At 67.6% G+C, this 24,183-nt stretch carries 15 protein-coding genes; 7 read left to right on the forward strand and 8 right to left on the reverse strand.

What is annotated here, in order from left to right; genetic code table 11:
* The first annotated feature begins 251 nt into the window (after positions 1 to 251).
* The 4 genes from AC6EUH_RS07080 (at position 252) to sufU (ending at position 7,593) form a co-directional block, all read left to right on the forward strand.
* Positions 252 to 2,987, forward strand: a complete 2,736-nt coding sequence (locus AC6EUH_RS07080) for a helix-turn-helix transcriptional regulator (protein ID WP_499738188.1) — start codon at positions 252 to 254, stop codon at positions 2,985 to 2,987.
* A gap of 27 nt (positions 2,988 to 3,014) precedes the next feature.
* Positions 3,015 to 5,717 carry a helix-turn-helix transcriptional regulator gene (locus tag AC6EUH_RS07085; RefSeq protein WP_499738189.1) on the forward strand — a complete coding sequence of 901 codons (2,703 nt, stop codon included), beginning with the start codon at positions 3,015 to 3,017 and terminating at the stop codon, positions 5,715 to 5,717.
* Positions 5,718 to 5,805: 88 nt separating this feature from the next.
* Positions 5,806 to 7,110 (forward strand): SufS family cysteine desulfurase, encoded by a 1,305-nt coding sequence (locus AC6EUH_RS07090; RefSeq protein ID WP_499738218.1) that lies wholly within the window; start codon positions 5,806 to 5,808, stop codon positions 7,108 to 7,110.
* Between the two features lie 12 nt (positions 7,111 to 7,122).
* Positions 7,123 to 7,593, forward strand: a complete 471-nt coding sequence (gene sufU / locus AC6EUH_RS07095; RefSeq protein ID WP_056433202.1) for a Fe-S cluster assembly sulfur transfer protein SufU — start codon at positions 7,123 to 7,125, stop codon at positions 7,591 to 7,593.
* A 78-nt stretch (positions 7,594 to 7,671) separates the two neighbouring features.
* Here sufU and AC6EUH_RS07100 read toward each other — a convergent pair whose 3' ends face one another.
* Genes AC6EUH_RS07100 through AC6EUH_RS07110 form a run of 3 tightly spaced genes read right to left on the reverse strand, consistent with a single transcriptional unit; the run spans position 7,672 to position 9,939 of the window.
* Positions 7,672 to 7,893, reverse strand: a complete 222-nt coding sequence (locus AC6EUH_RS07100) for an SCO4848 family membrane protein (RefSeq protein ID WP_056433203.1) — start codon at positions 7,891 to 7,893, stop codon at positions 7,672 to 7,674.
* Between the two features lie 3 nt (positions 7,894 to 7,896).
* Positions 7,897 to 8,394, reverse strand: coding sequence for a DUF2505 domain-containing protein (locus AC6EUH_RS07105; protein ID WP_056433204.1), 498 nt, complete (start codon positions 8,392 to 8,394; stop codon positions 7,897 to 7,899).
* A 48-nt stretch (positions 8,395 to 8,442) separates the two neighbouring features.
* A complete protein-coding gene (locus AC6EUH_RS07110) occupies positions 8,443 to 9,939 on the reverse strand; it encodes an SDR family oxidoreductase (protein ID WP_499738190.1) in 1,497 nt (498 codons plus the stop codon).
* Between the two features lie 462 nt (positions 9,940 to 10,401).
* On the opposite strand from AC6EUH_RS07110, the gene AC6EUH_RS07115 reads away from it, so the two are divergent.
* From AC6EUH_RS07115 to AC6EUH_RS07125, 3 genes are all read left to right on the forward strand, one after another.
* A complete protein-coding gene (locus AC6EUH_RS07115; protein WP_499738191.1) occupies positions 10,402 to 15,000 on the forward strand; it encodes a peroxidase family protein in 4,599 nt (1,532 codons plus the stop codon).
* Positions 15,001 to 15,251: 251 nt separating this feature from the next.
* Positions 15,252 to 18,917, forward strand: a complete 3,666-nt coding sequence (mfd, locus tag AC6EUH_RS07120) for a transcription-repair coupling factor (RefSeq protein ID WP_499738192.1) — start codon at positions 15,252 to 15,254, stop codon at positions 18,915 to 18,917.
* 6 nt (positions 18,918 to 18,923) lie between these two features.
* Positions 18,924 to 19,754, forward strand: a complete 831-nt coding sequence (locus tag AC6EUH_RS07125) for a metal-dependent hydrolase (RefSeq protein WP_499738193.1) — start codon at positions 18,924 to 18,926, stop codon at positions 19,752 to 19,754.
* A gap of 88 nt (positions 19,755 to 19,842) precedes the next feature.
* Here AC6EUH_RS07125 and AC6EUH_RS07130 read toward each other — a convergent pair whose 3' ends face one another.
* The 5 genes from AC6EUH_RS07130 to cobA all read right to left on the reverse strand — a co-directional run bounded on the left by AC6EUH_RS07130 (position 19,843) and on the right by cobA (position 24,182).
* Complete coding sequence (locus AC6EUH_RS07130) at positions 19,843 to 20,073, reverse strand: hypothetical protein (RefSeq protein ID WP_056433212.1); 231 nt, start codon at positions 20,071 to 20,073, stop codon at positions 19,843 to 19,845.
* 63 nt (positions 20,074 to 20,136) lie between these two features.
* Complete coding sequence (deoC, locus tag AC6EUH_RS07135) at positions 20,137 to 20,856, reverse strand: deoxyribose-phosphate aldolase (RefSeq protein WP_499738194.1); 720 nt, start codon at positions 20,854 to 20,856, stop codon at positions 20,137 to 20,139.
* Between the two features lie 88 nt (positions 20,857 to 20,944).
* Positions 20,945 to 21,814: an FAD-dependent oxidoreductase gene (locus AC6EUH_RS07140; RefSeq protein ID WP_499738195.1), complete on the reverse strand. Its 870-nt coding sequence runs from the start codon at positions 21,812 to 21,814 to the stop codon at positions 20,945 to 20,947.
* A 149-nt stretch (positions 21,815 to 21,963) separates the two neighbouring features.
* Positions 21,964 to 23,124, reverse strand: coding sequence for a uroporphyrinogen-III synthase (locus tag AC6EUH_RS07145; protein ID WP_499738219.1), 1,161 nt, complete (start codon positions 23,122 to 23,124; stop codon positions 21,964 to 21,966).
* 23 nt (positions 23,125 to 23,147) lie between these two features.
* Positions 23,148 to 24,182 (reverse strand): uroporphyrinogen-III C-methyltransferase, encoded by a 1,035-nt coding sequence (gene cobA, locus AC6EUH_RS07150; RefSeq protein WP_499738196.1) that lies wholly within the window; start codon positions 24,180 to 24,182, stop codon positions 23,148 to 23,150.
* Position 24,183 lies beyond the last annotated feature (1 nt).

Here is a 24,183-nt window from a genome sequence, read left to right on the forward strand (position 1 = left end):
CAGGACTGCGTCGTCCACCGAGTGGCAGAGCCCCGCAGCTGACAGAGGCTCGCAGCGGCACGGAGTCTGTGCGGCGGCTCCGACTACTTGGTTTTGTAACCCTGAGGGTCCGCGGATTCTGAGTACACCTGCGTAGCCCGCGGCCGATCACCACGTTGGTAATCGAGTAGCACTTACGCATCCCGACAAATCCTCGTCTCCATAGATTGGACCTATCGGTAGTCAATACTTTGATTGCGAAGGTCTCTCTCATGTTTCAGCAAGAAGCCGGCCTGCCTGCGGGCAGCGGCAGAACAGATGTGATTTCAGCCGCCCAACATCAGGGGAAGGGGTGGCACCAAAAGCGTTACACCCGGCACAAGACCGTCTTGGACGTCGTGTCGGCGCTGACCTCGGGTTCCGGTTGCGGGGCGGTGATTGTGGGGGAACACGGGGCCGGAAAATCGTTTATTGCCCAGCGGGCCCTTGAACAGCTCGGGGATGACTTCCTGGTGGTCCAGGTCCGGGGCAGTTCCATTTCCTCCAAGTTGCCGTACGGTGCACTGAGCGTACTTCTTAACGAACTTGATTCCTCCCACCTCGAGCACCCGCTGATGGTTCTGCGTGGCTTGACGCAGCTGCTCCACACCCGTGCCCAGGGCCGCAGCGTCGTACTTTTCGTCGACAATGCCCATGACCTCGATGAACTGTCCACCATGATGGTGGCCCAGCTCTGCGCCGGCGGCCACGTCGTGTTGCTCGCCGCGTGCGTGGACCTTCCCAACCTGGGCAGCGACATCATGGGGCTCTGGAAGGATGACCTGCTGCGCCGGGTGGATCTTGGCCCTTTCGATTTCAGCGAAACCATGGACAGCCTCGCCCAGGAGTACGGTGGAAACTTCTCCCACACCGCGGCACGCGCCCTCTGGAACGCCAGCGGCGGCAATGCACTCTTCCTGCACTCCCTGGCCAGGGAACAGATCAAGCTGGGAGTCATTGTTCGCCACGAAGATTCGTGGGTACTGGGGGACAGGCCGGTGGCGCTGGCCGGCGAGATCAGGGATGTGCTCAAAGCCCGCCTGAACCGGCTCAGTCCGGGCCAGCGTGATGTCTTTGAGATCTTGTCGCTCGCTGGGGCCCTGCCCCTGCAGACCCTGATGAACGTGTCGAAGGCGCAGGACATCGACACCCTTCAGGAACGGGCACTGATCCGGGTCAGCCATGACCATCCGCCCATGGTGAGCATCACCAACCCGGTTACCGCGGGAATCGTCGCCAGCGTAGTGCCGCCCGGACGCAGTGCGGAACTTCGCCGCCGACTGGGTGCTGTGCTCCAGGACCAGGACCTTGACGAATACACCGGGTCCACTGCGGTCGCCTGGGCACTCGACTGCGGTGAAGAAGTGGATCCCCGTCTGGCCCTGGCGGCTGCCCGCCTCGCGAACAAGTTCTCCGATCCGCAGTCGGCCCTGAGGTTTACCCGGGAAATCGCCGGACGGGAGAAGTTGACGGACGTGGCCATCGAATCTGCCCGGGCTCTTATCTCCCTGCACAATGACGAAGCGGCCCGCCGGATCCTGACCGATGTTGAAAAGCGGGCCGGTGACGGACTGGCATTGGATGAATGGGCCTCCCTGCAGCTGCTGTGGGCTGAGCTGGACAGGCGCAGTCCGGCCTTGGCAGGAAATGCGCTGGCCCGCGTGCAGGAGATTGAGCTGCGGCTCACGGTATCCGGGGACACCGGGAACGGGCCGGGTTCGGTGGCGGAGCGGGTGCGCCTGGCCTACGCCGCGCTGGCAGCCTTCGAAGGCCGGTACGGCGATGTCCTGCAGATGCTCCAGGATGTGGACTCCGCGGACCTGGGCAGCGAAGCCAAGATCATGGCGGCGAGCCTGCTGTCCGAAGCGAGGGCAGTCACCGGCGACATCCTGGGTGCCGTGGTGCTGGGCAGGCAGGTCATTCTTGCCGCCGGCTTCCTGGACCTGTCCGACGCGTCGCTCCGCGACATCCGGGGACGGTTCCTGCAGATTCTGCTGTTGTCGGCAAAATTCCGGGAGGCCGCAGACTTCATTGCGGCCACCTCGGAGGCTTGGGACGCGCAGCCCAGGCTGGGCAGCATGTTCGAGATCGGCCAGGGAATCGTCGACCTCCACCGGGGTGACGTCACCGGGGCGCTGGAGCGGCTCCAGTCCGGGGTCTGGCAGCTGAGGCTGCACGATCCCGATGCGGTCGCCGGACTTGCAGTGGCGGCCTGCGCCTATGCCTTCGCGCTCCAGGGTGATGAGGAAAAGGCCGGGGCGCTGCTGGTGGACATCGAGGACCCGCAGCCCAGGGCATCGTGGCTGGTGAACCGGATGACGCGGTACTTCGAGCTGTCTGCCAAGGCGGAAATCGGCCAGAAGACCGAGGCGCTCCGCGCAATGAAGCAGGAAGCCGACAGCGATGCCGAAGCCTCTGCGCTTGCGACCGCGCTCCAGTTCCTCGCGGCGGTGGCCCGGGTGGGAGACCGCCAGGCAAACCAGAAACTAGCCGATCTTGCGGGCCAGGTCACCGGGCGCTTCGCCGGCCTGTGCTCGCGATTTGCGGAAGGTTTGAAGAATTCCGACAGCGAGGAATTGCTGGCAACGTCCAAGGACGCCGATGCCGCCGGCCATGCGGTCTTCGCCCGGGATGCGACCAGGAAAGCGGTCAGCTGCGCCAACGACGCGGGTAACCGAATTTCCCTCAGGATGGCCCAGCGCACGCAGCAGTCCCTCGAGGACCGGTTCGGCAACCCGCGGAACGGTGTGCTTTCCCTGCTCACCTCGACGTTGACGGCCCGGGAATCCGAGGTGGCCGTCAGGGCGGCCGCGGGTACGTCCAACCGGAAAATCGCGGACGAGATGCACGTTTCTGTCCGGACAGTTGAAGGGCACCTGTACCAGGTGTACGCGAAACTGCACGTCGCGAGCAGGTCGGAACTCAAAGATGTCATCTCCGGACCTGTGGAACACGCACGCCTCGGCTAACCGGCCCGGCCTCCTATCCTCCGGGCGGTGGAATCCGCCGCGCCGAAGGAAGGGGCGCAGGTGGAAGGCCTGACTGAGTCGACCACTCTGGTCGGCCGGTCCGGGGTCGTCAAGGACATCCTCCGATGCCTGCGCGACAGCGGCATGTCCGGTGCCCTCATCGTCGGCAACCCGGGCACCGGGAAGACCGCCGTCTCCAGGGCGGTCATACGCGAACTCCAGCCTCACACGGCCGTGATTAGACTGGCAGCGACACCGGCACTGTCGGCCGTGCCTTTCGGCGCACTGTCGCCCTACCTCGGCGAGCTGCCCGCACACGATCTGGACTCGTTCTCCGCAGTCGTGAAGGCCGTGACCGACAGCATCAAAGCGCAACCAAGCAAGCCGCTGTTCGTCATCGACGACGCCCAATGCCTGGACCGCGGGACCACCCAGCTTGTTGCCCAGGCCGTCGCCACCGGTGCCGCCAACGTGCTGGTCACCTGCCGGCCGGGGCTGCTCATCCCCGCGGAGTTCCTGGCCCTCTGGGATGACGGGATTCTCGCGAAATTCGACCTGGAGCCGCTCACCCGGGCCGAAGTGCACCAGCTCTGCGAGCAGGTTCTCCGCGCCGATGTCTCGCCCTGGGCCACCGCGATCCTGGCGGATGCGTCCGCCGGGAATCCCTTTATGCTGCTGTCCCTGATCGAACACGCCCGGGACACCGGGGCCCTGGGACTGCGCCATGGCATCTGGTTCCTCCTCTCCCGACCCGTTTTGTCCGATATCCCGGTCGCGGACCTGATCGGCCACGAGCTGCGGTCGATGTCACCCGAGGAAAGGACAACCGCTGCCATAGTGGCCCTGGCGGGACCGCTTCCGCTCGGCCAGCTGTTGGGATTTGGCGGGCCGAAAGCCGTCGACGCCCTGGAGATGGCCGGTATCATCAGCGTCTCACGAGGTGCCGACCGGACCGTCCGTGCCGCGAGTCCGCTGATCGGCGAGATCATTCGCCGTTGGGTTCCAGCCGGCAGGAGCGCCGGATTGCGTGCCAGTTTTGTGTCCCTGCCGCCGGTGACATCTGTGCCCCCGGACGCCCTGCTGAACCGGGTCCGGTGGGCACTGGACTGCGGAGCTGACGTTCCGGCCGAGCAGCTCCTCACGGCGGCCTGCGCTGCCAACGTCGCGCTCGATGCGCAGACCGCGCTCAGGACCGCGGAGGCCATTTCCGATGACGCGATGGTTCCCGAGGCCCGGCTGCAGATGGCCTATGCGCGGTATTTGCTGGGCGAAGGCGCAGAGTCCGCTAAATTGCTGCAGCTCGCGGAACCGATTCCAAACGAGACGTCCCGCTATCTGGCGGCGCTGTTGTCCTCCCGCCTGCGGGGACGCCCGAAGGCGCCGCTGACCGGAGAGACATCCGCGGGTTTGGGGGGTCCCGCCGGAACGCCCGACGCCGGTCCACTGCGCAGCGGCCGGGGCACCTTTCACAGTGATGCCGCCGTGGGGCCATCGTGGCTGGACCTTGCTCCCGTTGCCGGGGCGGCCGGGATCCAGGGGGACCGTGAGGGCAGGCTGAGCCAACTGGTCGCGGCCGCCGGGGAGCGGCCCGAGATCAAACTCGCGGCGGAGTCGCTGCTCGCCGAACTGCTCTGCGCCAAGGGCAGGATAGCGGAGGGCCTTGGGCTCGCCCGGGAGGCATGGCAGGAGGCGCAAAGCGCCGGCATGGCACTGCCGCTTGTCTATGAAGACCTCCTGGTGCGCTACGGCCTGACGTTGAACTGGGCCGGAGAATGGCAGGCGCTCGCTGCAGCCCTCGATGAGTACGAAGCCCACTACCCTTCGAGGCTGCTGCTCAGCGGCGGCATCCTGCACCTGATGAGGGGCCTCGCCCGTGTCCGTCAGGGGCGCATGCCCGAAGGTGCCGCCGAACTTGTTCTTGGTGTCGAGGAACTCACGATTGCCGATCCCTGGGAATTGCTGCCCCTTGCCCATGCCGTGGCCGCCTATGCCGCTGCCGCCGTCGGCCACACCCAGGAGGCAGAGGAGCATGCGTCCGCGTTCCGGCTGTCACGGTACCGCGGGCCGGGGTCGGTTCCGCTGCTCGCCGAGGCGTACTCAACCGCGGCCGGGGGAGCACCCGGCGGGGCCGGGGCGGCCGGCAAGAGGCTCGAGGGCCTTGCTGCGGAGGCCAGGCGGCAGGGGTTGCAGGGCACTGAAACCGACATCAGACGGCTTGCCGTGCGCCGGGGAGACGCGGGGGCCGCCGACGGTCTGGCCGTCAGCAGCTCCGCGGTGGAGGGGCGGGAAGCGGGAATGCTGCACGACTATGCACTCGCCGTGCTGAACTCCGACGACGCCGAGCTCGTCCGGATCAGCGACAAGGCGCTGCGTGGCGGCTTTGTGCTCCTGGCCCTCGAAGCCGCGCAGCAGGCCGAGCGGTGCCTGGCGGAATCCACCGACAAGCGGAGACTGCTCGCAGTCCAGCGCAAGATCCATAACCGGATGACCGCCGCCGGGATGGCTGCCCACATTGACCTCGTTCGTCCGGAGCAAGACGCGGAACTTACCGCCAGGGAATCCGAAATCCTTGACCTGGTGTCCGGCGGAGCCACGAATGCCGAGATCGCCAGCAGGCTCTGCGTGTCCCAGCGGACCGTGGAAGGGCACCTCTACCGTCTCTTCGCGAAGCTGGGCGTCAGCCGGCGCATCGACCTGATGGACACGGGCGGCGATCCGCTCCCGCCCTGATGCCGGCCGCAGATTCCGCGGTCCCGTTCCGTGGGATGATGGATAGTAGTCCATCTAACCCCGATCCGAGGAGGCCAGCGTGGTTTTTGTGCCCACGTCAGAGTCCCAGGCCGTGCTCACGCCTGCACTGACCGACGACGAGGTGCTGCGGATCCGCAACGACTTCCCCGTCCTCTCCCGGTCCGTCGGCGGCCACCCGTTGATCTATCTTGACTCCGGTGCGACGTCGCAGAACCCCCTCAGCGTCATTGAAGCTGAGCAGGAGTTCTATGAGCAGCGCAACGCCGCCGTGCACCGCGGTGCGCACCTGCTGGCTGTGGAGGCCACGGAGTCCTTCGAAGATGCGCGCGAAACTCTCGCTGCCTTCCTGGGCGCGGGAGCCGACGAGATCATCTGGACCTCCAACGCCACCGAGGGCCTGAACCTGCTCAGCTACGCGTTTCTGAACTCGTCCCTGCCGGGCGCCGGTGCTCCGGCCGCACGGTTCGCCCTGGGCGCCGGCGACGAGATTGTGGTCACCGAGATGGAGCACCACGCAAACCTCATCCCGTGGCAGCAGTTGGCGGAGCGGACCGGCGCGAGCCTTCGGTTCATCCCGGTCGACGACGCGGGCGTGCTGGACCTCGAAGCTGCCGGCGGCATCATCAGCCCGGCAACGCGGGTCCTCGCCTTCAGCCACGCCTCCAATGTGCTGGGCACGATCAACCCGGTCAAGAAGCTTGTGGCGATGGCCCGCCAGGTGGGTGCCCTTACGGTGCTGGATGCCTGCCAGTCCGCGCCCCACCTGCCGTTGGACGTGAAGGACCTCGGCGTTGACTTCGCGGTCCTTTCGGGACACAAAATGCTGGGGCCCACCGGCATCGGCGTGTTGTACGGCCGGTCCGAATTGCTGAACGCGCTGCCGCCTTTCCTGACCGGCGGATCGATGATCACCACGGTGACGATGGAGCGCGCCGCGTTCCTGCCTGCCCCGCAGCGGTTCGAGGCCGGCACGCAGAAAGTCTCCCAGGCCATCGCCCTCGCGGCCGCGGCGAACTACCTTACCGAGACGGGGATGGACCGTGTCCACGCCTGGGAATCCCTGCTGGGGCAACGCCTCGTCGAAGGCCTGGCAACCATTCCCGGCGTGCGCGTCCTCGGCCCGGCGCCCGGACAGGAGCGGATCGGCTTGGCGTCCTTCGACGTCGCCGGTGTGCACGCGCACGACGTCGGACAGTTTTTGGACAGCAAGGGAATCGCGGTCCGGGTTGGCCACCACTGCGCGCAGCCGCTGCACCGCCGCCTGGGTCTGACAGCCAGCACCCGCGCCAGCACGTACCTGTACAACACGACGTCCGATGTGGATGCGTTCCTCGCGGCTGTCGCCGGGGTCCGTGCCTACTTTGGAGCCTAAGGACTGCCGCGCATGAGCCTTGAACAGCTGTACCAGCAGATCATTCTGGAACACGCCAAACTGCGTACCGGCAGCGGACTGGCGGAGACGCCGGTTCCGGCCGGGATGCCGTCCGGCCAGTCCCACCAGCTCAATCCTGTCTGCGGGGATGAGATCACGGTCCGCGTGGCGGTGTCGGAGGGAAAGGTCGCCCAGTTGCGGTGGGACGGGGCCGGTTGTTCGATTTCCATGGCGTCGGCCTCCGTGCTGGCCGACCTTGCCGAGGGGATGGAGGTGGGCAGCTTCACGGAGGTCATTGACCATTTCCGCGAAGTCCTTCGGTCCCGCGGGAAACTGGCCGCAGATCCTGAAATCCTCGGTGACGCGTCAGCCTTTGAAGGTGTTTCGAAATACGCCGCCCGGGTGAAGTGCGCCATGATTTCCTGGGTGGCGGCCGAGGACGCCCTCGCCCAGGCGCTGGCCCCCAGCACACCGGCACCCTAGCCAAACACACAACAGCCCGGCGCCCTGTTCGGGCGCCGGGCTGTTGTGCTGAAGGCCTGCGGCCCGGGTGGTGCCCGGCTAGCCGATGAGGCCGGCAATCCCGATGGCCGCCGTCGCCGCCCCCAGCAGCAGGGAAATGCTGACGAGAACGACGTGGACGGTGAGGAAACGGGTGGCTTTGCCGTTCGCGTCGCGGGATCTGGGGTCCTTCATCACCCGGCGCAGGAACTGCGGCCAGACCGCGAGGGACCACACGCCGGCCACGATCAGGACGACGGACAGGACTGCCGGCAGCTCCATGCGCTAGTGGCTTTCGAGCCAGGCCTGGGCCTGCGTGGACTGGATGTTCAGGGCCTTGCCCACCATCGGTTCGGCCGCTTCGGCGATCTTGCCGCCCAGGAACGGAACCGAGGACGTCACGGTGCCCTCAAGCTCGATCCGTGTGCTGCCGCCGTCGGAGACCAGACGCTGGACGGCGGTGACGTCCAGCGGGGCGCCGGAGACCTTCAGGGTGATGTTGCTGAGCCGGGAGCCATCGGCGGCGGGGGCGTCCCAGGCCTCGAGCTGCGTCACCTTGAGGCTTTCGCCGACGAACTTCCGGGCGAGGTCCGGCATGCGGGTGGTCGGGATGGTACGCACCGTGGTCGTGTTGAAAGCGCCGGCCGTATCGCCGTCGACGGCAAAGGATTCGAGAGTGCCGCCGACGAGCTCGCTCGTGTGGCGCAGGAAGTCTTCGTTCACGAAAACAGCGGTGACGCGGTCGACGCTGTGCGGAAGGTTGGTGGATGCACTCAAAGCCATAGGGGGTCCTCCGTGGAGTGGAACTGGTCGATTCGGGCTCCAAACATCCTACGCGGTGTGTCCGGCAGGCTCCGATTCGAGATCCCGGAGATCCTTCGCCGCGGCCGTGATGTTGCGCGACATGGCAGGGAAGATCAGGCTGTGGAACGGCAGGACGGCCAGCCAGTACAACCGCCCGCCGAGACCCTTTGGGAAGAAGATGGCCCGCTGCCGGTACCGGCTGCCGGTTCCCTCCGGCTCCACCGAGAGCTCCAGCCAGGCCCGGCCCGGCGCCCGCATTTCGGCCCGCAGCCGGAGCAGCCGGCCGCGGTCGATCCGTTCGGCCCGCCACCAGTCCACCACCTCTCCTTCGGCCAGCTGATGCGGGTGCCGCCGTCCCCGAAGCAGGCCGGCCCCGCCGGTGAGTTTGTCCAGCCAGCCGCGGACGCGCCACGCCAGCGGCAGCGAATACCAGCCGTTGCTGCCGCCAATCCCTTCGATGATGGTCCAGACGTACTTCGGGTCCACCGGACTGGAGTAGGTGCGCTCGTCGAGGTACACGCGGTGACCGGCCCAATCCGGGTCGCTGGGCAGGGGATCGGCGTCCGCCCCCGCGCTGGCCCAGGTTGTCTCCACCTGGCCGTCGCGCTCCTTGCCCAGGGCAAGGGCCACAGCGCGGCGGTAGGGCGTCAGCCCGCCGTCGGGCAGCGGGATGTACGCATCGATATCGTGTTCCCGGGAGACGGCGTCGTGCTGGAGGGACTCCACGAGCGGGAGGGACATCGACAGCGGAATCGGGGTAACCAGCGCAACCCACAGTCCGGCGAGTTTCGGAGCGGGTACCGGTAACGCGAGGACCCAGCGCCGGGGAAGCCCGGCCTCGGCGGCGTATTCCTGCATCATCCCGGCGTAACTGAGGACCTGGCGGGATCCGATGTCAAAAGTGCGGTTAATCGGGCCTTCGAGCGCTGCTGCGCCGACGAGGTAGTGCAACACATCGCGGACGGCGATCGCTTCGATCTTATTGCGCACCCAGCTGGGGGCGGGCATCACCGGGAGCGTCTCGGACAAGTGCCGGATCATCTCGAACGACGCCGAGCCGGAACCGATCACGACGCCGGCCTGGAAAACGATGGCGTCCACCGGACTGTCCAGGAAGACCTTGCCCACGGCTTCGCGGGACCTCATGTGGGTGGAGAGTTTGGCACTGGCGGGGTGCAGGCCGCCCAGGTAAACGATCCTGCCCACGCCGGCGTCGGCTGCGGCCCGCGCCGCGGTCCCGGCCATTTCCTTTTCCGTGGCTTCGAATCCCGCCCCGGCAGCCATGGAATGGACCAGATAGTAGAGAACGTCGACGCCGTCCAGGGCCTCGCGCAAGGCATCGCCGTCGTCGAGGCTGCTTTGGACCACTTCGACGTCCGCCAGCCAGGGCACCCCGGCGATCTTCGCCGGCGTCCGGACCAGGACCTTGACCGTGTGCCCGGCGTCCAGCAGCCGGGGTACCAGCCGCCCGCCGATGTAGCCGGTCGCACCGGTGACCAGCACCGTGCGTGGATTGTCGCTCATGGAGTCTCCTCGGAGGTGGTACAGCGTGGACAGCAAGCTTAGCAATCACGGCACCGGACCGTTCGGCTAAGCCTCGCCCGCTCCTGTGGCTGCTTCGCAGCCAGATCCCATCAGTCACAGGGAGCATTACGTCTTTCTCTACCACCCTCCGCCTCCGTCGGCCCACACGTCCCAAGAATTTCCAAAGGCACCACGACGAGGCTGTGGCCATCCAGTGCACCGAGCGACCACATTCAGGGGGGAGCCGGCATGACTAAATGGAGGAAGATCATGGCGAAACATCGCAAGACCCGAGGGGGGGTCGGCAATCCCCCGAATAGAGGGAAGGCACCGGGTGTCACGCGCAAGTTCGCGGCCGGTGCCCTCGCTCTCCTGCTAAGCGCGGGGGTTGTGCCGACTGTTCTGGCGCCGGCGGTATCCGCAGCGCCGACCGGTCAAGGATTCACGCTCAATGCCGGTGACATGCGGTTCATTTTGAAACAGATCAAGATCGCCGAGAACCATGCCACCAAGGAGGACGCCCAGGGCAACGATGTCCCGGGCGCGCCGCTGATGGGCTTGGGGCCCAACCAGATTGCCAACCCGCTGCTGCCCTACGGCCTCCGCACCGTAGACGGCACGGAGAACAACCTGGTGGAGGGCCAGAACGATTTCGGTTCCGCAAGCCGGGTCTTCCCGCGCCTCGCGGATCCTGAGTGGCGCACGCCGGCCGCCGGCCAGAACTACAAATCAGTGAATTCCAACGTTACGGACGGCACCCCGCGTTTCGTCAGCAACGTGATCGTGGACCAGACAGTCACCAACCCGGCCGCCGTTGCCGCTTCCGGCAAGGCGCACCGCACGGTCAATGACAGCCCGACGGCGGTGCCCTGCGATGGCGCAGGCTTGCCGGCGGGCTGCGTGGCCGAGGGTGAGACTCTTGACATCCCGAACGTCACCACCGACTTCGGGCTCTCACCGCCCTACAACGGCATGTTCGCCTTGTTCGGGCAGTTCTTCGATCACGGCGTGGACTTCACGAAGAAGACCAAGAACTACGTCATGATGCCGCTGGCCGAGGACGACCCGCTCTACGTTCCGGGCGGGCGCACGAACTTCATGCTGCTGAACCGGGCCGAGAACCAGGCCGGTGCCGACGGGATCCTGGGCAACGCTGACGACGTCCAGGACGCCACGAACACCGATTCGCCGTGGGTGGACCAGAGCCAGACCTACGCGTCCCACCCCTCGCACCAGGTGTTCCTGCGTGAATACGTCCTGGCCGGCAACAAGCCGGTTGCCACCGGCGAACTGATCGAGGGCGAACCGGGCGGCATGGCCACCTGGGCGCACGTCGAGAAGCAGGCCCGGGAGCTCCTGGGCCTGGACCTGTCGGACTATGACGTGGCTGACATCCCCAAGATCGCAACGGACCAGTACGGCCGCTTCCTGCGCGGGCCCAACGGCCTCCCGCAGTACGAGACCGCCACGGGCCGGGTTGAGGGCAACCTGACCACCCCGGTGGCCCCGCCGGCCAACGTCAAGCGCATCGGCATCGCCTTCCTGGACGACATCGCGCACAACGCGGCGCCGTTCAACTCCCAGACCGGTGCTCCGCTGACAGCCGATGGCGATAGTGACCTCAACCCGGTCGCCCAGCCGTTGGCTACTCCGGGAACCTATGACAACGAGCAGCTGGCGGCACATTTCATCGCCGGCGACGGACGCGTCAACGAGAACATCGGCCTGACGGCGATCCACCAGGTGTTCCACTCGGAGCACAACCGGCTGGTCGGCTACATGCAGAACCTGGTCACGACGCAGAACATCGACCTGAACGAGTGGAAGCTCGCCAACGGGGCGTGGAACGGTGAACGCCTGTTCCAGGCCGCGCGCTATGTCACGGAGATGGAATACCAGCACATCGTCTTCGAGGACTTTGCGCGCAAGATCCAGCCGGGTATCAACGGCTTCAACGTGTTCACCCAGTCGGACACCGGCATCGACCCTGCGATCAAGGCCGAGTTCGCCCACGCCACCTACCGGTTCGGGCACTCGATGCTGACCGAGACGATTGACCGGAAGACCAACAACGGCACCGACATCGGCATGCCGCTGCTGGACGCCTTCCTCAATCCGACGGCCTACTACGCCAGCACCGGGGGCACCCTGAACCCGAAGCAGGCTGCGGGGGCCATCGCCATGGGCATGACGGACCAGGTGGGTGCGGAACTCGACGAGTTCGTGACCGACACCCTGCGGAACAACGTCCTGGGCCTGCCCCTGGACCTTGCCTCGCTGAACCTGGCCCGCGGCCGTGATACCGGCATCCCGTCCCTGAACAACTTCCGCTCCCAGCTGTACAAGAGCACCGGCGAGTCCTCGCTGAAGCCGTACACCAGCTGGGTGGATTTCGGCCAGAACCTGAAGCACCCGGATTCCGTGGTCAACTTCATGGCCGCCTACGGCACCCACCCGACCATCACGGCCGCAACGTCGGTCACCGGCAAGCGGGAGGCTGCCCAGCGGTTGTTCGATATGAACACGGGGGACGCCGCGACACCGGCTGACTCCTTCGAGTTCGTCAACAGCACCGGCGCCTGGGAAACACAGCCCACCGGCCTGAATAACGTCGACCTCTGGGTGGGCGGGCTCGCCGAATACCAGAACCTCTTCGGCGGACTGCTGGGCTCGACGTTCAACTACATCTTTGAACGCCAGATGACGGACCTCCAGGACGGGGACCGGTTGTACTACCTTTCCCGCACCTCGGGCCTGAACCTGCGGACCCAGCTGGAAGGCAACTCCCTGTCCGAGCTCATCATGCGCAACACCGATGCATCGGCCCTCAAGGCTGACGTGTTCGGCGTCGCGGACTGCGAGTTCGAGATGGCCAACATCACCGCAACCACCGGCAACTCGGTGGCCGATGATCCGGCCTCGTCCTGCGACGAAGCGGCGCTCCTCATGCGGATGGCGGACGGTACCATCCGTTACCGCGTCAGCAACACGGTTGACCGTGCCGGGCTGAATGCCCAGGCCACCTACAACGGACGGGACGACGCCGCCCCCCAGGATCCCGCACTGGCGGGGGACAGGATCTGGGGTGGCATCGACAACGACACCATCTGGGGCAACGGCGGCAACGACATCATCGAAGGCAGCGACGGCGCCGACGTCGTGCTCGGCGGCGAAGGCAACGACCGGGTCACTGATTCCCACGGCGATGACGTCCTCAAGGGCGGACCCGGCAACGACGCGATCGACGCCGGACCCGGCCTGGACATCGTCATGTCCGGTGAGGGCGACGACTTCTCCAACGGCGGCCTCAACAGCAACGAAACGTTCGCTGGTGAAGGCAACGACCTGGTCCTCTCCGGCGACGGACCGGACGCAGTGTTCGGCGGCGGCGGCGATGACTGGCAGGAAGGCGGAAACTCCAACGACCTGCTGCAGGGTGACAGCGGCGCACCGTTCTTCGACGACATCAACGCTCCGGGCCACGACGTCCTGATCGGTGATTCCGGTGAGGACGACTACGACGCCGAAGGCGGCGACGACATTATGGTCGCCGGCCCCGGCATCGAACGCAACCACGGTGTCTTCGGCTTCGACTGGGTCACCCACGCCCGCTCGATCGAAGCGGCCGATTCGGACATGCGCCAGATCATCGTCGACGGGCCGAACGCCCTCAAGGACCGCTTCCTCCTGGTCGAGGCCCTCTCGGGCTGGGACAAGAACGACGTGCTCCGCGGCGACGACGAGGTGCCGTCCGTGCCCAACACCGAGGTCAACGTCGATGGGCTGACCAACACGCTGGACGCGGCGGGCATTGCGCGGATCAACGGACTGGCGGGCCTGCTGCCTGCGGGTGCCACCACCTTCGGCGCTGGCAACATCATCATCGGCGGCTCCGGCAGCGACGAGATCTGGGGCAACGGCGCCGATGACATCATCGACGGCGACAAGTGGCTCAACGTCCGGCTCAGTGTTGTCAACGCCGCGGGCGAACAGGTCAGGACCGTCACGACCCTGACCGGGCTCCAGGCCGACATCATGGCGGGCAGGATCGATCCCGGCAATGTCAAGATCGTCCGGGAGATCCTCTCCACCCCGGGCGCATCCGATGTCGACACGGCCGTGTTCTCCGGGGCGATGGCTGAGTACGACATCAACACCGTCGACGGCGTCACCACCGTGGAGCATGTAGGCGGCAGGGCGGAGGATGGCACTGACCGGATCACCAACGTTGAGAAGCTGCGGTTCTCCGACCAGACCATCGATGTTGTCCCGGCCGCTGTCCAGGCGCCCGCTGCCCCTGCTGCCCCCACGGCAGTTGGCGGCAACACCACGGCGACGGTGCGCTTCGCGGCACCTGCCGGTGCCGAGTCGATCAACATCGTGGTCCGCACAGGCACCACCGATGTCCGGACCGTCGAAGGCATTGCCGCCACGGAAACGAGCCTGGTGGTGGTGGGCCTGAACAACGGCACCGCCTACAACTTCCAGGTTGAGGCAGTCAATGCAGGCGGCACCAGCGCAAGGTCCGCGGCATCGAATGTGGTGACACCCGCTGCGGCGGTCACGGGTCCGGCTGCGATAGCGACACCTTTGATCGCGGCCCGGGCGGCCATCACGCCGAAGCTGGGGGCAGCCACCGGACCGGTGGTCTGTGGCATCAAGGACGGCGGGTGCTACCAGAAGTTCCAGGGCGGCGACATCCACTGGTCGCCGGCCACGGGAGCGCAGGCAACGTACGGGGCGATCAAGACCCGTTGGGCAAGCCTCAGCTACGAGAACGGCAAGCTGGGCTACCCGACAGGTGGCGAGGTCTGCGGCCTGAAGAACAACGGGTGCTACCAGAAGTTCCAGGGCGGCGACATCCACTGGACGTCCGCCACGGGAGCGCAGGCAACTTGGGGTGCGATTCGGACCCTGTGGGGAAGCCTCGGCTATGAGAAGGGCCGGCTGGGATACCCCGTCACGGGCGAGAACTGCGGCCTGGCCGGCGGGGGGTGCACCCAGCGCTTCCAGGGCGGCAACATCAACTACACCCCGGCCAGGGGCGCGTACCTCGGCTAGCAGCACTCGACTCCAAGGAGGATAAAAGACGGGCCCCGGAGCTTCCGGGGCCTGTCTTTGTGCGGGCGGGTCCTTGTGCGCTGTCCTAGTGCTGCCGCGTCTTGGTGCAGCGGGTCGAGCCGGCGTCGGGTCCGCACCCCGGCGCGTGCCGCCGGGGTTACGGGGCGGTAGGCTGGGAGCACCCGGGATTCTCGCGAATTTCGGCTATTCGTGTTGCCTGCAACCCCGTGATCCCTCCAGGAGCTTCCGCCATGAGCCTCAACGGCCCCTCACTCACCGGTCTGCGCCGTGTCCTCGCCGAAGACCGGAATTTCGCCCGCGTCCGGGCCGAAGCCGCCCGCGGGTTCGCCGCGCGCAGCGAGGATTATCAGATCAGCGCCCCCGCCGGCCTGCGCTCGGCCCTGCTCGCGGAAATGGCGGACGGGCTGGAAAACACAGCAGGGGACACCCCGGTGGACGGCGGCAGCCGCCGTGCACCCGTCGTCCTGGCCGTCACCGCCACCGGCCGCGAAGCCGAGGACCTCACCGAAGCGCTGCGCGCGTTCCTCCCCCCCGACGCCGTCGCCGAGTTCCCCAGCTGGGAAACACTCCCGCACGAACGACTCTCACCGCGCTCGGACACGGTAGGCCGGCGCCTGTCCGTCCTGCGCCGGCTCGCGCACCCCGAAACATCCGCCAGCGCCCTGCGCGTCGTCGTCGCCCCGGTCCGGGCCGTCGTCCAGCCGATCGTCGCAGGACTGGGCGAACTGGTTCCGGTCACCCTGAAGGTGGGCCAGGACGTCCCGTTCAGCGATGTGGTCCGCAGCCTCGCGGACGCAGCCTACGCCCGCGTGGACATGGTGACCCGGCGCGGCGAATTCGCCGTCCGCGGCGGGATGCTGGATGTTTTCCCGCCCACCGAGGACCACCCCATCCGGGTGGAGTTCTTTGGTGACGAGGTGGACCAGATGCGCTGGTTCGCCGTCGCCGACCAGCGCTCGCTGACAGCGCCCGGGGTGCACCACCCCACCGAACTGCACGCCCCGCCTTGCCGCGAAATCCTCATCACCCCCTCCGTGATGTCGCGTGCCGCGACGCTGAAGTCCCAGCTGCCGGCCGCCGCGGACATGCTGGAGAAGATCGCCGGCGGCATCGCCGTGGAAGGCATGGAATCGCTGGCCCCGGTGCTGGTGGACGCCATGGTGCCGTTCCTGGACCAGTTCCCGGCCGGTTCCATGGCGGTGGTGATCGAACCGGAGAAGGTCCGGACCCGTGCCCATGACCTCGCCGCCACGAACGAGGAGTTCCTCGAGGCGGCGTGGTCAACGGCGTCCGACGGCGGCACAGCACCCCTTGACCTGAGTTCCCAAGCGTCGGCGGCCCTGCACTCCGCCAGCTTCCGCTCGCTCACCGAAACCCGCTCGGCAGCGCTTGCGCACGAGGTGTCCTGGTGGTCCATCACCTCGCTGGCCACCGATGAAGAGCTGCTTCCCGACGTCGACGTCCTGAACCTGCACGCCCGCGAACCCCGCGGCTACCAGGGCGACGTCGCCGAAATGATGGACTTCATCGGCTCCCACGTCCGCGAGCAGTGGCGGATCGTCGTCGTCACCGAAGGCCCCGGCCCCGCCCAGCGGCTCGCGGAACTCTTCCACGACAATGACATCCCGTGCGCCCGGGTAGACACCCTCGACGACGAGCCCACGCCCGGGCTGATCGAGGTGACCACCGCCGCCGTCGGCCGCGGGTTTGTCCTGGAGCCGCTCAAGCTGGCGCTGCTGACCGAGGCTGACCTGCTGGGCCGCACCTCCGCCGGTTCCACGAAGGACATGCGCCGGATGCCGTCGAAGCGCAGGAACGCCGTGGATCCGCTGCAGCTGGTGGCCGGGGACTCCGTGGTGCACGAACAGCACGGCATTGGACGGTTTGTGGAGCTGATCCAGCGCAAAGTTGCTGGTGGCGGGGATGGTGTGCGCGAATACCTGGTCCTGGAATACGCGCCGTCCAAACGCGGCGCCCCGGGCGACCGGCTCTTTGTGCCCACCGACCAGCTGGACCAGGTCACCCGCTACGTCGGCGGGGACACCCCGGCGCTGAGCAAGATGGGCGGCGCGGACTGGGCCAGTACCAAGTCCAAGGCGCGCAAGGCCGTCAAGGAAATCGCCGGCGAGCTCATCCGGCTGTACTCGGCCCGGATGGCCTCCCGCGGTTATGCCTTCGGCGCGGACACGCCGTGGCAGCGCGAGCTCGAGGAAGCGTTCCCGTACGTGGAAACCCCGGACCAGCTGACCACCATCAACGAGGTCAAGGCGGACATGGAGCGCGAGATCCCCATGGACCGGCTGATCTCCGGCGACGTCGGCTACGGAAAGACCGAGATCGCGGTCCGGGCGGCGTTCAAGGCGGTCCAGGACGGCAAGCAGGTCGCCGTGCTGGTGCCGACCACCCTGCTGGCCCAGCAGCACTATGAGACGTTCACGGAACGGTTCTCCGGGTTCCCGCTGGTGGTCAAGCCGCTGTCCCGCTTCCAAAGCGGCAAGGAAGCCAAGGAGACCGCCGAGGGAGTCAAGGCCGGATCCGTGGACGTGGTGATCGGCACACACCGGCTGCTGTCCAAGGACTTCGGGTTCAAAGACCTCGGCCTGGTGATCGTGGATGAGGAGCAGCGTTTCGGCGTCGAACACAAGGAGGCGCTCAAGAAGATGCGCACCAACGTGGACGTCCTGGCGATGAGTGCCACTCCGATTCCCCGGACCCTGGAGATGTCGCTGACCGGCATCCGCGAGACCTCCACCCTGGCCACCCCGCCGGAGGAACGGCACCCGGTGCTGACCTATGTCGGCCCGTACACGGACAAGCAGACGTCCGCCGCGATCCGCCGCGAACTCATGCGCGAGGGCCAGGTGTTCTTCGTGCACAACCGGGTCTCCACGATCGACCGCACCGCCGCGAAGATCCGCGAGCTCGTGCCGGAAGCCCGTGTGGAAGTGGCGCACGGGCAGATGTCCGAGAGCCGGCTGGAGCAGATCATCGTGGACTTCTGGGAAAAGCGCTTCGACGTCCTGGTCTGCACCACCATCATCGAGACCGGGCTGGACATCTCCAACGCCAACACCCTGATCGTGGACGGGGCGGACAAGTACGGACTCTCCCAGCTGCACCAGCTGCGCGGCCGCGTGGGCCGCGGCCGCGAACGCGCCTACGCCTACTTCCTGTATCCCTCGGAAAAGCCGTTGGGCGAGGTGGCGCTGGAACGGCTCAAGGCCGTGGCCACGCACAACGAGCTCGGCGCCGGCATGCAGCTGGCCATGAAGGACCTCGAGATCCGCGGTGCCGGCAACCTGCTGGGCGGCGAGCAGTCCGGCCACATCCAGGGCGTCGGCTTCGACCTCTACATCCGCCTGGTGGGCGAGGCCGTCGCGGAGTACCGGGGCGAGGCCGAGGAGAAGGCCGCGGAAATGAAGATCGAACTGCCGGTCAACGCGCACCTGCCGCACGACTACGTGCCGGGCGAACGGCTGCGCCTTGAGGCCTACCGCAAGCTCGCCTCGGCCATCACCTACGAGGCGATCGAGGAGGTGCTCGCTGAACTCGTGGACCGCTACGGCGAGCTGCCGTTGCCCGCGAAGAACCTGATCGACGTCGCCCGCTTCCGGGTGGGCGCCCGCGAAGCCGGGCTCAGCGACGTGGCGCTGCAGGGCAACTTCATCAAGTTCTCCCCGGCGCAGCTGCCGGAGTCCAAACTCATGCGGCTCACCCGGATGTACCCCGGCTCGCAGTCCAAGCCCGCCCTGGACGCGGTGCTCATCCCGAAGCCCAAGACCGCCCGGATCGGCGGCCGCGACCTGCAGGACGCCGAAATCCTCGAATGGGCCAACGGCGTCATCCGCAACATCTTCTCCGACGCAGCGGTACCCGTCTCGCCGACGGGGGGCTAACCGTTGATGGGAGGACACCACGCCGCGTCGGGAGCCGCGGCGTGGGTGGCTATCGCCTCGGCGGGGCCGTACGCGCTGGGCTGGTATCCGCTGGACGCGACCGGGATAGTGATCGGCGGGATGGCGACGGCGGGAACGGCCCTGGTCTGCGACTGGGACCACCGCTCCAGCACGGTGGCGCATTCGCTGCCGCCGCTGTCGAACGTGATCGCCGTCGGGATCGAAAACGTCTCCGGCGGGCACCGGCAGGGCACGCATTCCCTGCTGGGTGCGGCGTTCTTTGTGCTGCTGGCGGCGCTGGCCGGGCAGTTCCAGCTGCAGACGGACTGGGGGCTGCTGTCGGTGGGCGCCGGGCTGCTGTGCATGTTCATGATCAACATCGCCGCGAAGGCCCTCAAGCTGTTCCCCAAGTACGGCTGGATCAGCAACTGGGCTTTTGCCCTCACCATGGCCGGGCTGGTGACCTGGTTCGCGCCGCACCAGTGGACCTGGCTGCCGGTCTCGATGCTGACCGGGGTCCTGGTCCACATCGTCGGGGACATGATCACCACCGGTGGAGTGCCGCTGCTTTGGCCCATCGTGATCAAGCCGCCGAAGCTGTTGCGGAAACTGCCGCTGCTCAGGAACGTCTGGAGGGCCAACGGGGCGTTTTCCATCCCGCTGCTGGGGCGTGCCGGCTCGCGGCGGGAATGGTTCGTGCTGATCCCCGTCAGCGCCTACGCCATGATCGGCATGTTCGGCGCGGCGCTGGCGCTGGCCAAGGTGCACTGGCCGGCCGCCGTCGCCATGGGCACCGGCTTGATCAACGGCCTGTTCGGTCTGCTCGCCGCCGCGTAGCCCGCCGCAGTGCGGCCCACACTGCACTCGCTTAAATGACTGAAGCCCCGGAAGATCCGGGGCTTCAGTTATCTAAGGTTTCCGGTGCTTAGAATTCGCCCGCGGAGTCCGAGCGGCCGGTGATGGTCTGCGGAATCCAGAAGGCCAAGGCGAACAGGACCAGGCAGACGGCCATCGGCCACGGGTTGCCCAGCGTCAGGAAGCTCAGCGAGTACAGGGAAGCGCCGAAGAGGACCATCATGAGGACGAACAGCATGATGCTGGAGCCGAGGCTGTTCTCGTTCTGCGGCGTCGTGGCGGTGGTGGTCTTGCTGGACATTCGTTCCTCCTCGGCCCCGTGGGGCTCAAAACTGTGGCAGCTCCGGTTGTTATCGGATAGCAGTCAGTACGCGGACGAACCCTGTTCACCCTTGACAATCGCGATGCCGGAGCTGGCGCCAATACGTGTTGCACCTGCAGCAATCATAGCCTGTGCGTCGGCGAGCGAACGCACCCCGCCGGAGGCCTTGACGCCCAGGTGCGGGCCCACGGTGCGGCGCATCAGCGCGACGTCGTCGGCGGTGGCTCCGCCGCCGTTGAAACCGGTGGAGGTCTTGACGAAATCGGCGCCAGCCTCCACCGCGGCTTCGCAGGCCAGCACTTTCTGGGCGTCATCCAGCAGCGCCGTTTCGATGATGACCTTCAGGATGGCGCCGCCTTCGTGCACGGCGTCGGCGACGGCGGTGATGTCGTCCACCAGGGCGCCCTTGTCGTTGGCCCGGGCCGCGGCAATGTTGATCACCATGTCAACCTCCTCGGCCCCGTCCAGCACGGCGCCGCGGGCCTCAAAAGCCTTGACGTCACTCGGGGTGGCGCCCAGCGGGAAACCCACGACGGAGCAGGTCAGCACGCCTGAGCCCTTCAGGGCCTTCTTGACCGTCTTGACCCAGACCGGGTTCACGCACACCGACTTGAACCGGTACTCGGCGGCCTCGGCGCACACCTTGAGGACCTCGGCCTCGCTGGCCTCAGGCTTGAGCAGGGTGTGGTCGATGTAGGAGGCGATAGTGCTGGTGGTTGCGGAGGTGGTCTCTCCGGCAGTCGCGGCGGCTTCGTTGCTCATGGTGGTCCCTTCGTGGCTTCTCAGGTTGTCTATCTTGCCACAACGGGGCCTGCCGCAACGGGCACCCGCAGAGGGCAGCCGCCGGGGCTCAGGCGGCTTCCGCGAGGGGCTCCGCCAGGCCGGCCTGGAGCAGCTGGGAGGCGCAGACGGACGCTGCGGACGAGGCGGCCACCAGCAGTCCCAGGCGCACGCCGTCGAACACGGCGGCATCCCCGATGGCCCAGATCCCCGGGACGGACGTGCGGAAGTCGCGGCCGATCACGATCCCGCCCTGGCGGGCGGTTTTCAGCCCGGCGCTGACCGCGAGGGCGTCCCGGGCAATCGGCTCCTCGGCCAGCACCACAAGGTCTCCGGCCATGCTGGAGCCGTCCTCGAACACCACCCCCGCAGCCGCGAGAGTGGAGCCCGCGAGGGTGGGAACGACGGCGGCCGGCCGCTGGGTGGTGCGGATGGGGCGGACACCGCGGGCCCGCAGCACGGCCTCGGCCTGGCCGGCCGCCGTCCCGGTGCCCACCAGGATGCCCAGCGGGCGCCGGCCAAGGACCCGCGTGACATCTTTGACCGCCTCGCCCAGCAGGGCGGCGTCGTCGATGGTGGCGTAGTTCAGGCACCGGCCTTCCCCTGCCAGCGGCGCGCCGGCGGGTGAGGACCCCGTCGCGATGACCAGCTGGTCGTAGCTGAACTCCAGGCCGTCCGCCGTCGTGACGTAGCGGCTGTCCGGATCGATGTAGCTGGCCGGCTGGCCGAAGCGGACGGAGACCTGCGGGAGTGCGGCGATCTCCAGGAGCTCGTCGGGCGCGTCATCCCGGTTGCTGAGCACCGTGATGCCGCCTGCGAAAAGGGTCCGTGTGAGCTGGCGGACGAGGGCCTGCGCGGCCGGGCCGGCCCCGGCGATGACAATCCGGGGCCGGGCTGCGGAGTCGGCGGAGCCGGCTGAAACGGTGGAGGTGGCGGACATGGTGAGGCCCTTTCGCTGGTGGCCCGTGGTGTGGCCTGACTGCTTGATGGTCCCCAGCGTAGGCGGGTGATCTTTCCGGCGTGTTTCCCCCGTGTTGCAGGATTTTCGCGGTCCGTTCGCCAATGTTTACCGGCCAGTAATGGCGTGGGTCACACCCGGATCCGGTAGCCGCGCTTCACCACGGTTTCCACGAGCCGGCCATCCGGCAGGGCCGAACGCAGCCGGCTGACCGTCATGTCCAGGGCATGGACGGAACCGCGGAGTTCCAGCAGCTCGGACAGCGACTCACGGGACAGCACGGCGCCGCCCGCTCCAAGCAGCGCGCGCAGCAGCAGCAGCGGGGCGGGAGCCAGTTCCACGGCGTCGCCGTCGATCCGCAGTGAACGGCCACGGAGTTCCACGCGGCCCGAGGCGGTATCCAGGCGGCGGACATGGTTCAGGGCCAGGTGCTCCACGACCAGCCGGATCAGGGCGCCCATCCGGAACCGGTCCGGGACCAGCGGCTGCAGGCCGGCGTCGATGAGCGGCTGCGCCGTGATGGGGCCGACGACGGCGGTGGCGACGTTGGTCTTCAGGCTGTCCACGAGCTGTTTGTACAGTCCCATCTCGTGCGCGGTGCTCCACATGGCGTCCACCGCGGGGGCGCTGGTGAAGGTCAGCACGTCCAGGTTCCCGCTGCAGGCGGCCTCGATCAGCCGCGGCAGCCGGTCCGCGCCGTCGGGCTTGACCCAGCGGTACGGCGTCACGGTCAGGACCGTTGCCCCGGACATCCGGAGGCGTTCGAGCTGCCGGACGTCTGTGTAGCCGTGCAGCTGCACGGCGACGGTCTTGCCGCGCACGCCCTCGGCGAGGAGCATGTCCACGAGCGTGGCGGTGGTTTCGTCGCTGCTGATCCCGACGTCGGCCAGTCCGGCCGCGCGGACGGCACCGCGGGCTTTGGGCCCGCGGACGAACATCCGGGTGGCGCCGAGGGTTTCGAGCAGCTGCTCGCCGATCCCGAAGGTGTCTGCGGCCTCGCACCAGCGCCGCATCCCGTAGGCGGTGGTGGCGATGCAAAGCTCCGGGCGTGCAGCGATGATGGCGCGCGTGTCCTCGATCAGGCTCAGGTCCTCCTGGACCGGGGCGATCTTCAGCGCCGGGGCGTGCAGCACCTCGGCGCCGCGCCGTTCCAAGGCCTCGATCAGGTCCTGCGACCTGCGGTGCGAGGTCACTCCGATCCGGAAGCCCTCCAGCGGCAGCTCCGCGGCCTCCGGTGTGGGCTCGGCTGCCGTTTCGCGTGCTGTTTCGGTACCGGGTAGCGCCGGTGTGATGGCGTTGAGCGCGCTCACGGCCCTCACGCCCCCATCAGGGAAGCAGCCAGGCGGTCAAGTTCGGCTTCCGCCTCCGCGCAGCCCCGGTTGGCCTCGGCCACCCGGACGACGTCGCCGATCACCAGCACGGCCGGGTTGGAGCAGTCCGCGGCCGCCGTCGTGATGGTGCCCAGCTCGGCGATGGTGGTCCGCTGGCCGGGGCGGTAGCCGCGCTCGACGACGGCCATCGGCATGTCCTCACGCATCCCGGCCCGGCGCAGGCCGGCGGCGAGCTGGCGCAGGGTGCCGATGCCCATCAGCACCACGATCGTCCCGCCCAGCCCCGCGAGGTGGGTGTGTTCCTTCTCGGTCAGCGGGGCGTGGCCGGAGACCACGGTGAACATGTGGCTGACCTCGCGGTGCGTGACCGGGATCCCGGCCGCGGCCGGGACGGAGATGGCGCTGGTGACACCGGAGATCACCCGGACGGGAACTCCGGCCTTCACGCAGGCAGCCACTTCCTCGCCGCCGCGGCCGAACACGTACGGGTCGCCGCCCTTGAGCCGGACCACGTTCTTGCCGGCCAGGGCGGCTTCCACCATGAGGTCCTCGATGCCGGACTGGCTGACCGGGTGGTGGCCGGGGCGCTTGCCCACATCCACCAGCTCGGCCGTGCTCAGCGCGGGCAGTTCCTGATACGGCGCCAGCCGGTCGTAGAAGACGACGTCGGCGTCCCGCAGCGCTTTGACGGCCGCGACGGTCAGCAGCTCGGAGGTGCCCGGCCCGCCGCCGACCAGGGTGACATGGCCGGCGGGCCCGGCGGCGGGTTCTACGGCGACCGGGAGGCCGGTTTCACGGCAGCGCTCCAGCAGGGCGTCCCAACCGGGCTGGCCGTCGTCGACGGCGGCGACCAGGAAGGGGCGCTCCGGCAGCGGGCCGTCGTGCCTGGCACCGCCCGGGCTGCTCAGCCGGGAGACCACGGCGCCGGCGGCCCGGTAGCGGCGGACCGCCTGGCGTGAGGCGGCGTCCGAGCCGGTGACGAGGACTTCGCGTCCGGTGAGATCGATGCTGAGCTGCATG

It is taken from the genome of Arthrobacter sp. 001422645, assembly GCF_059816125.1.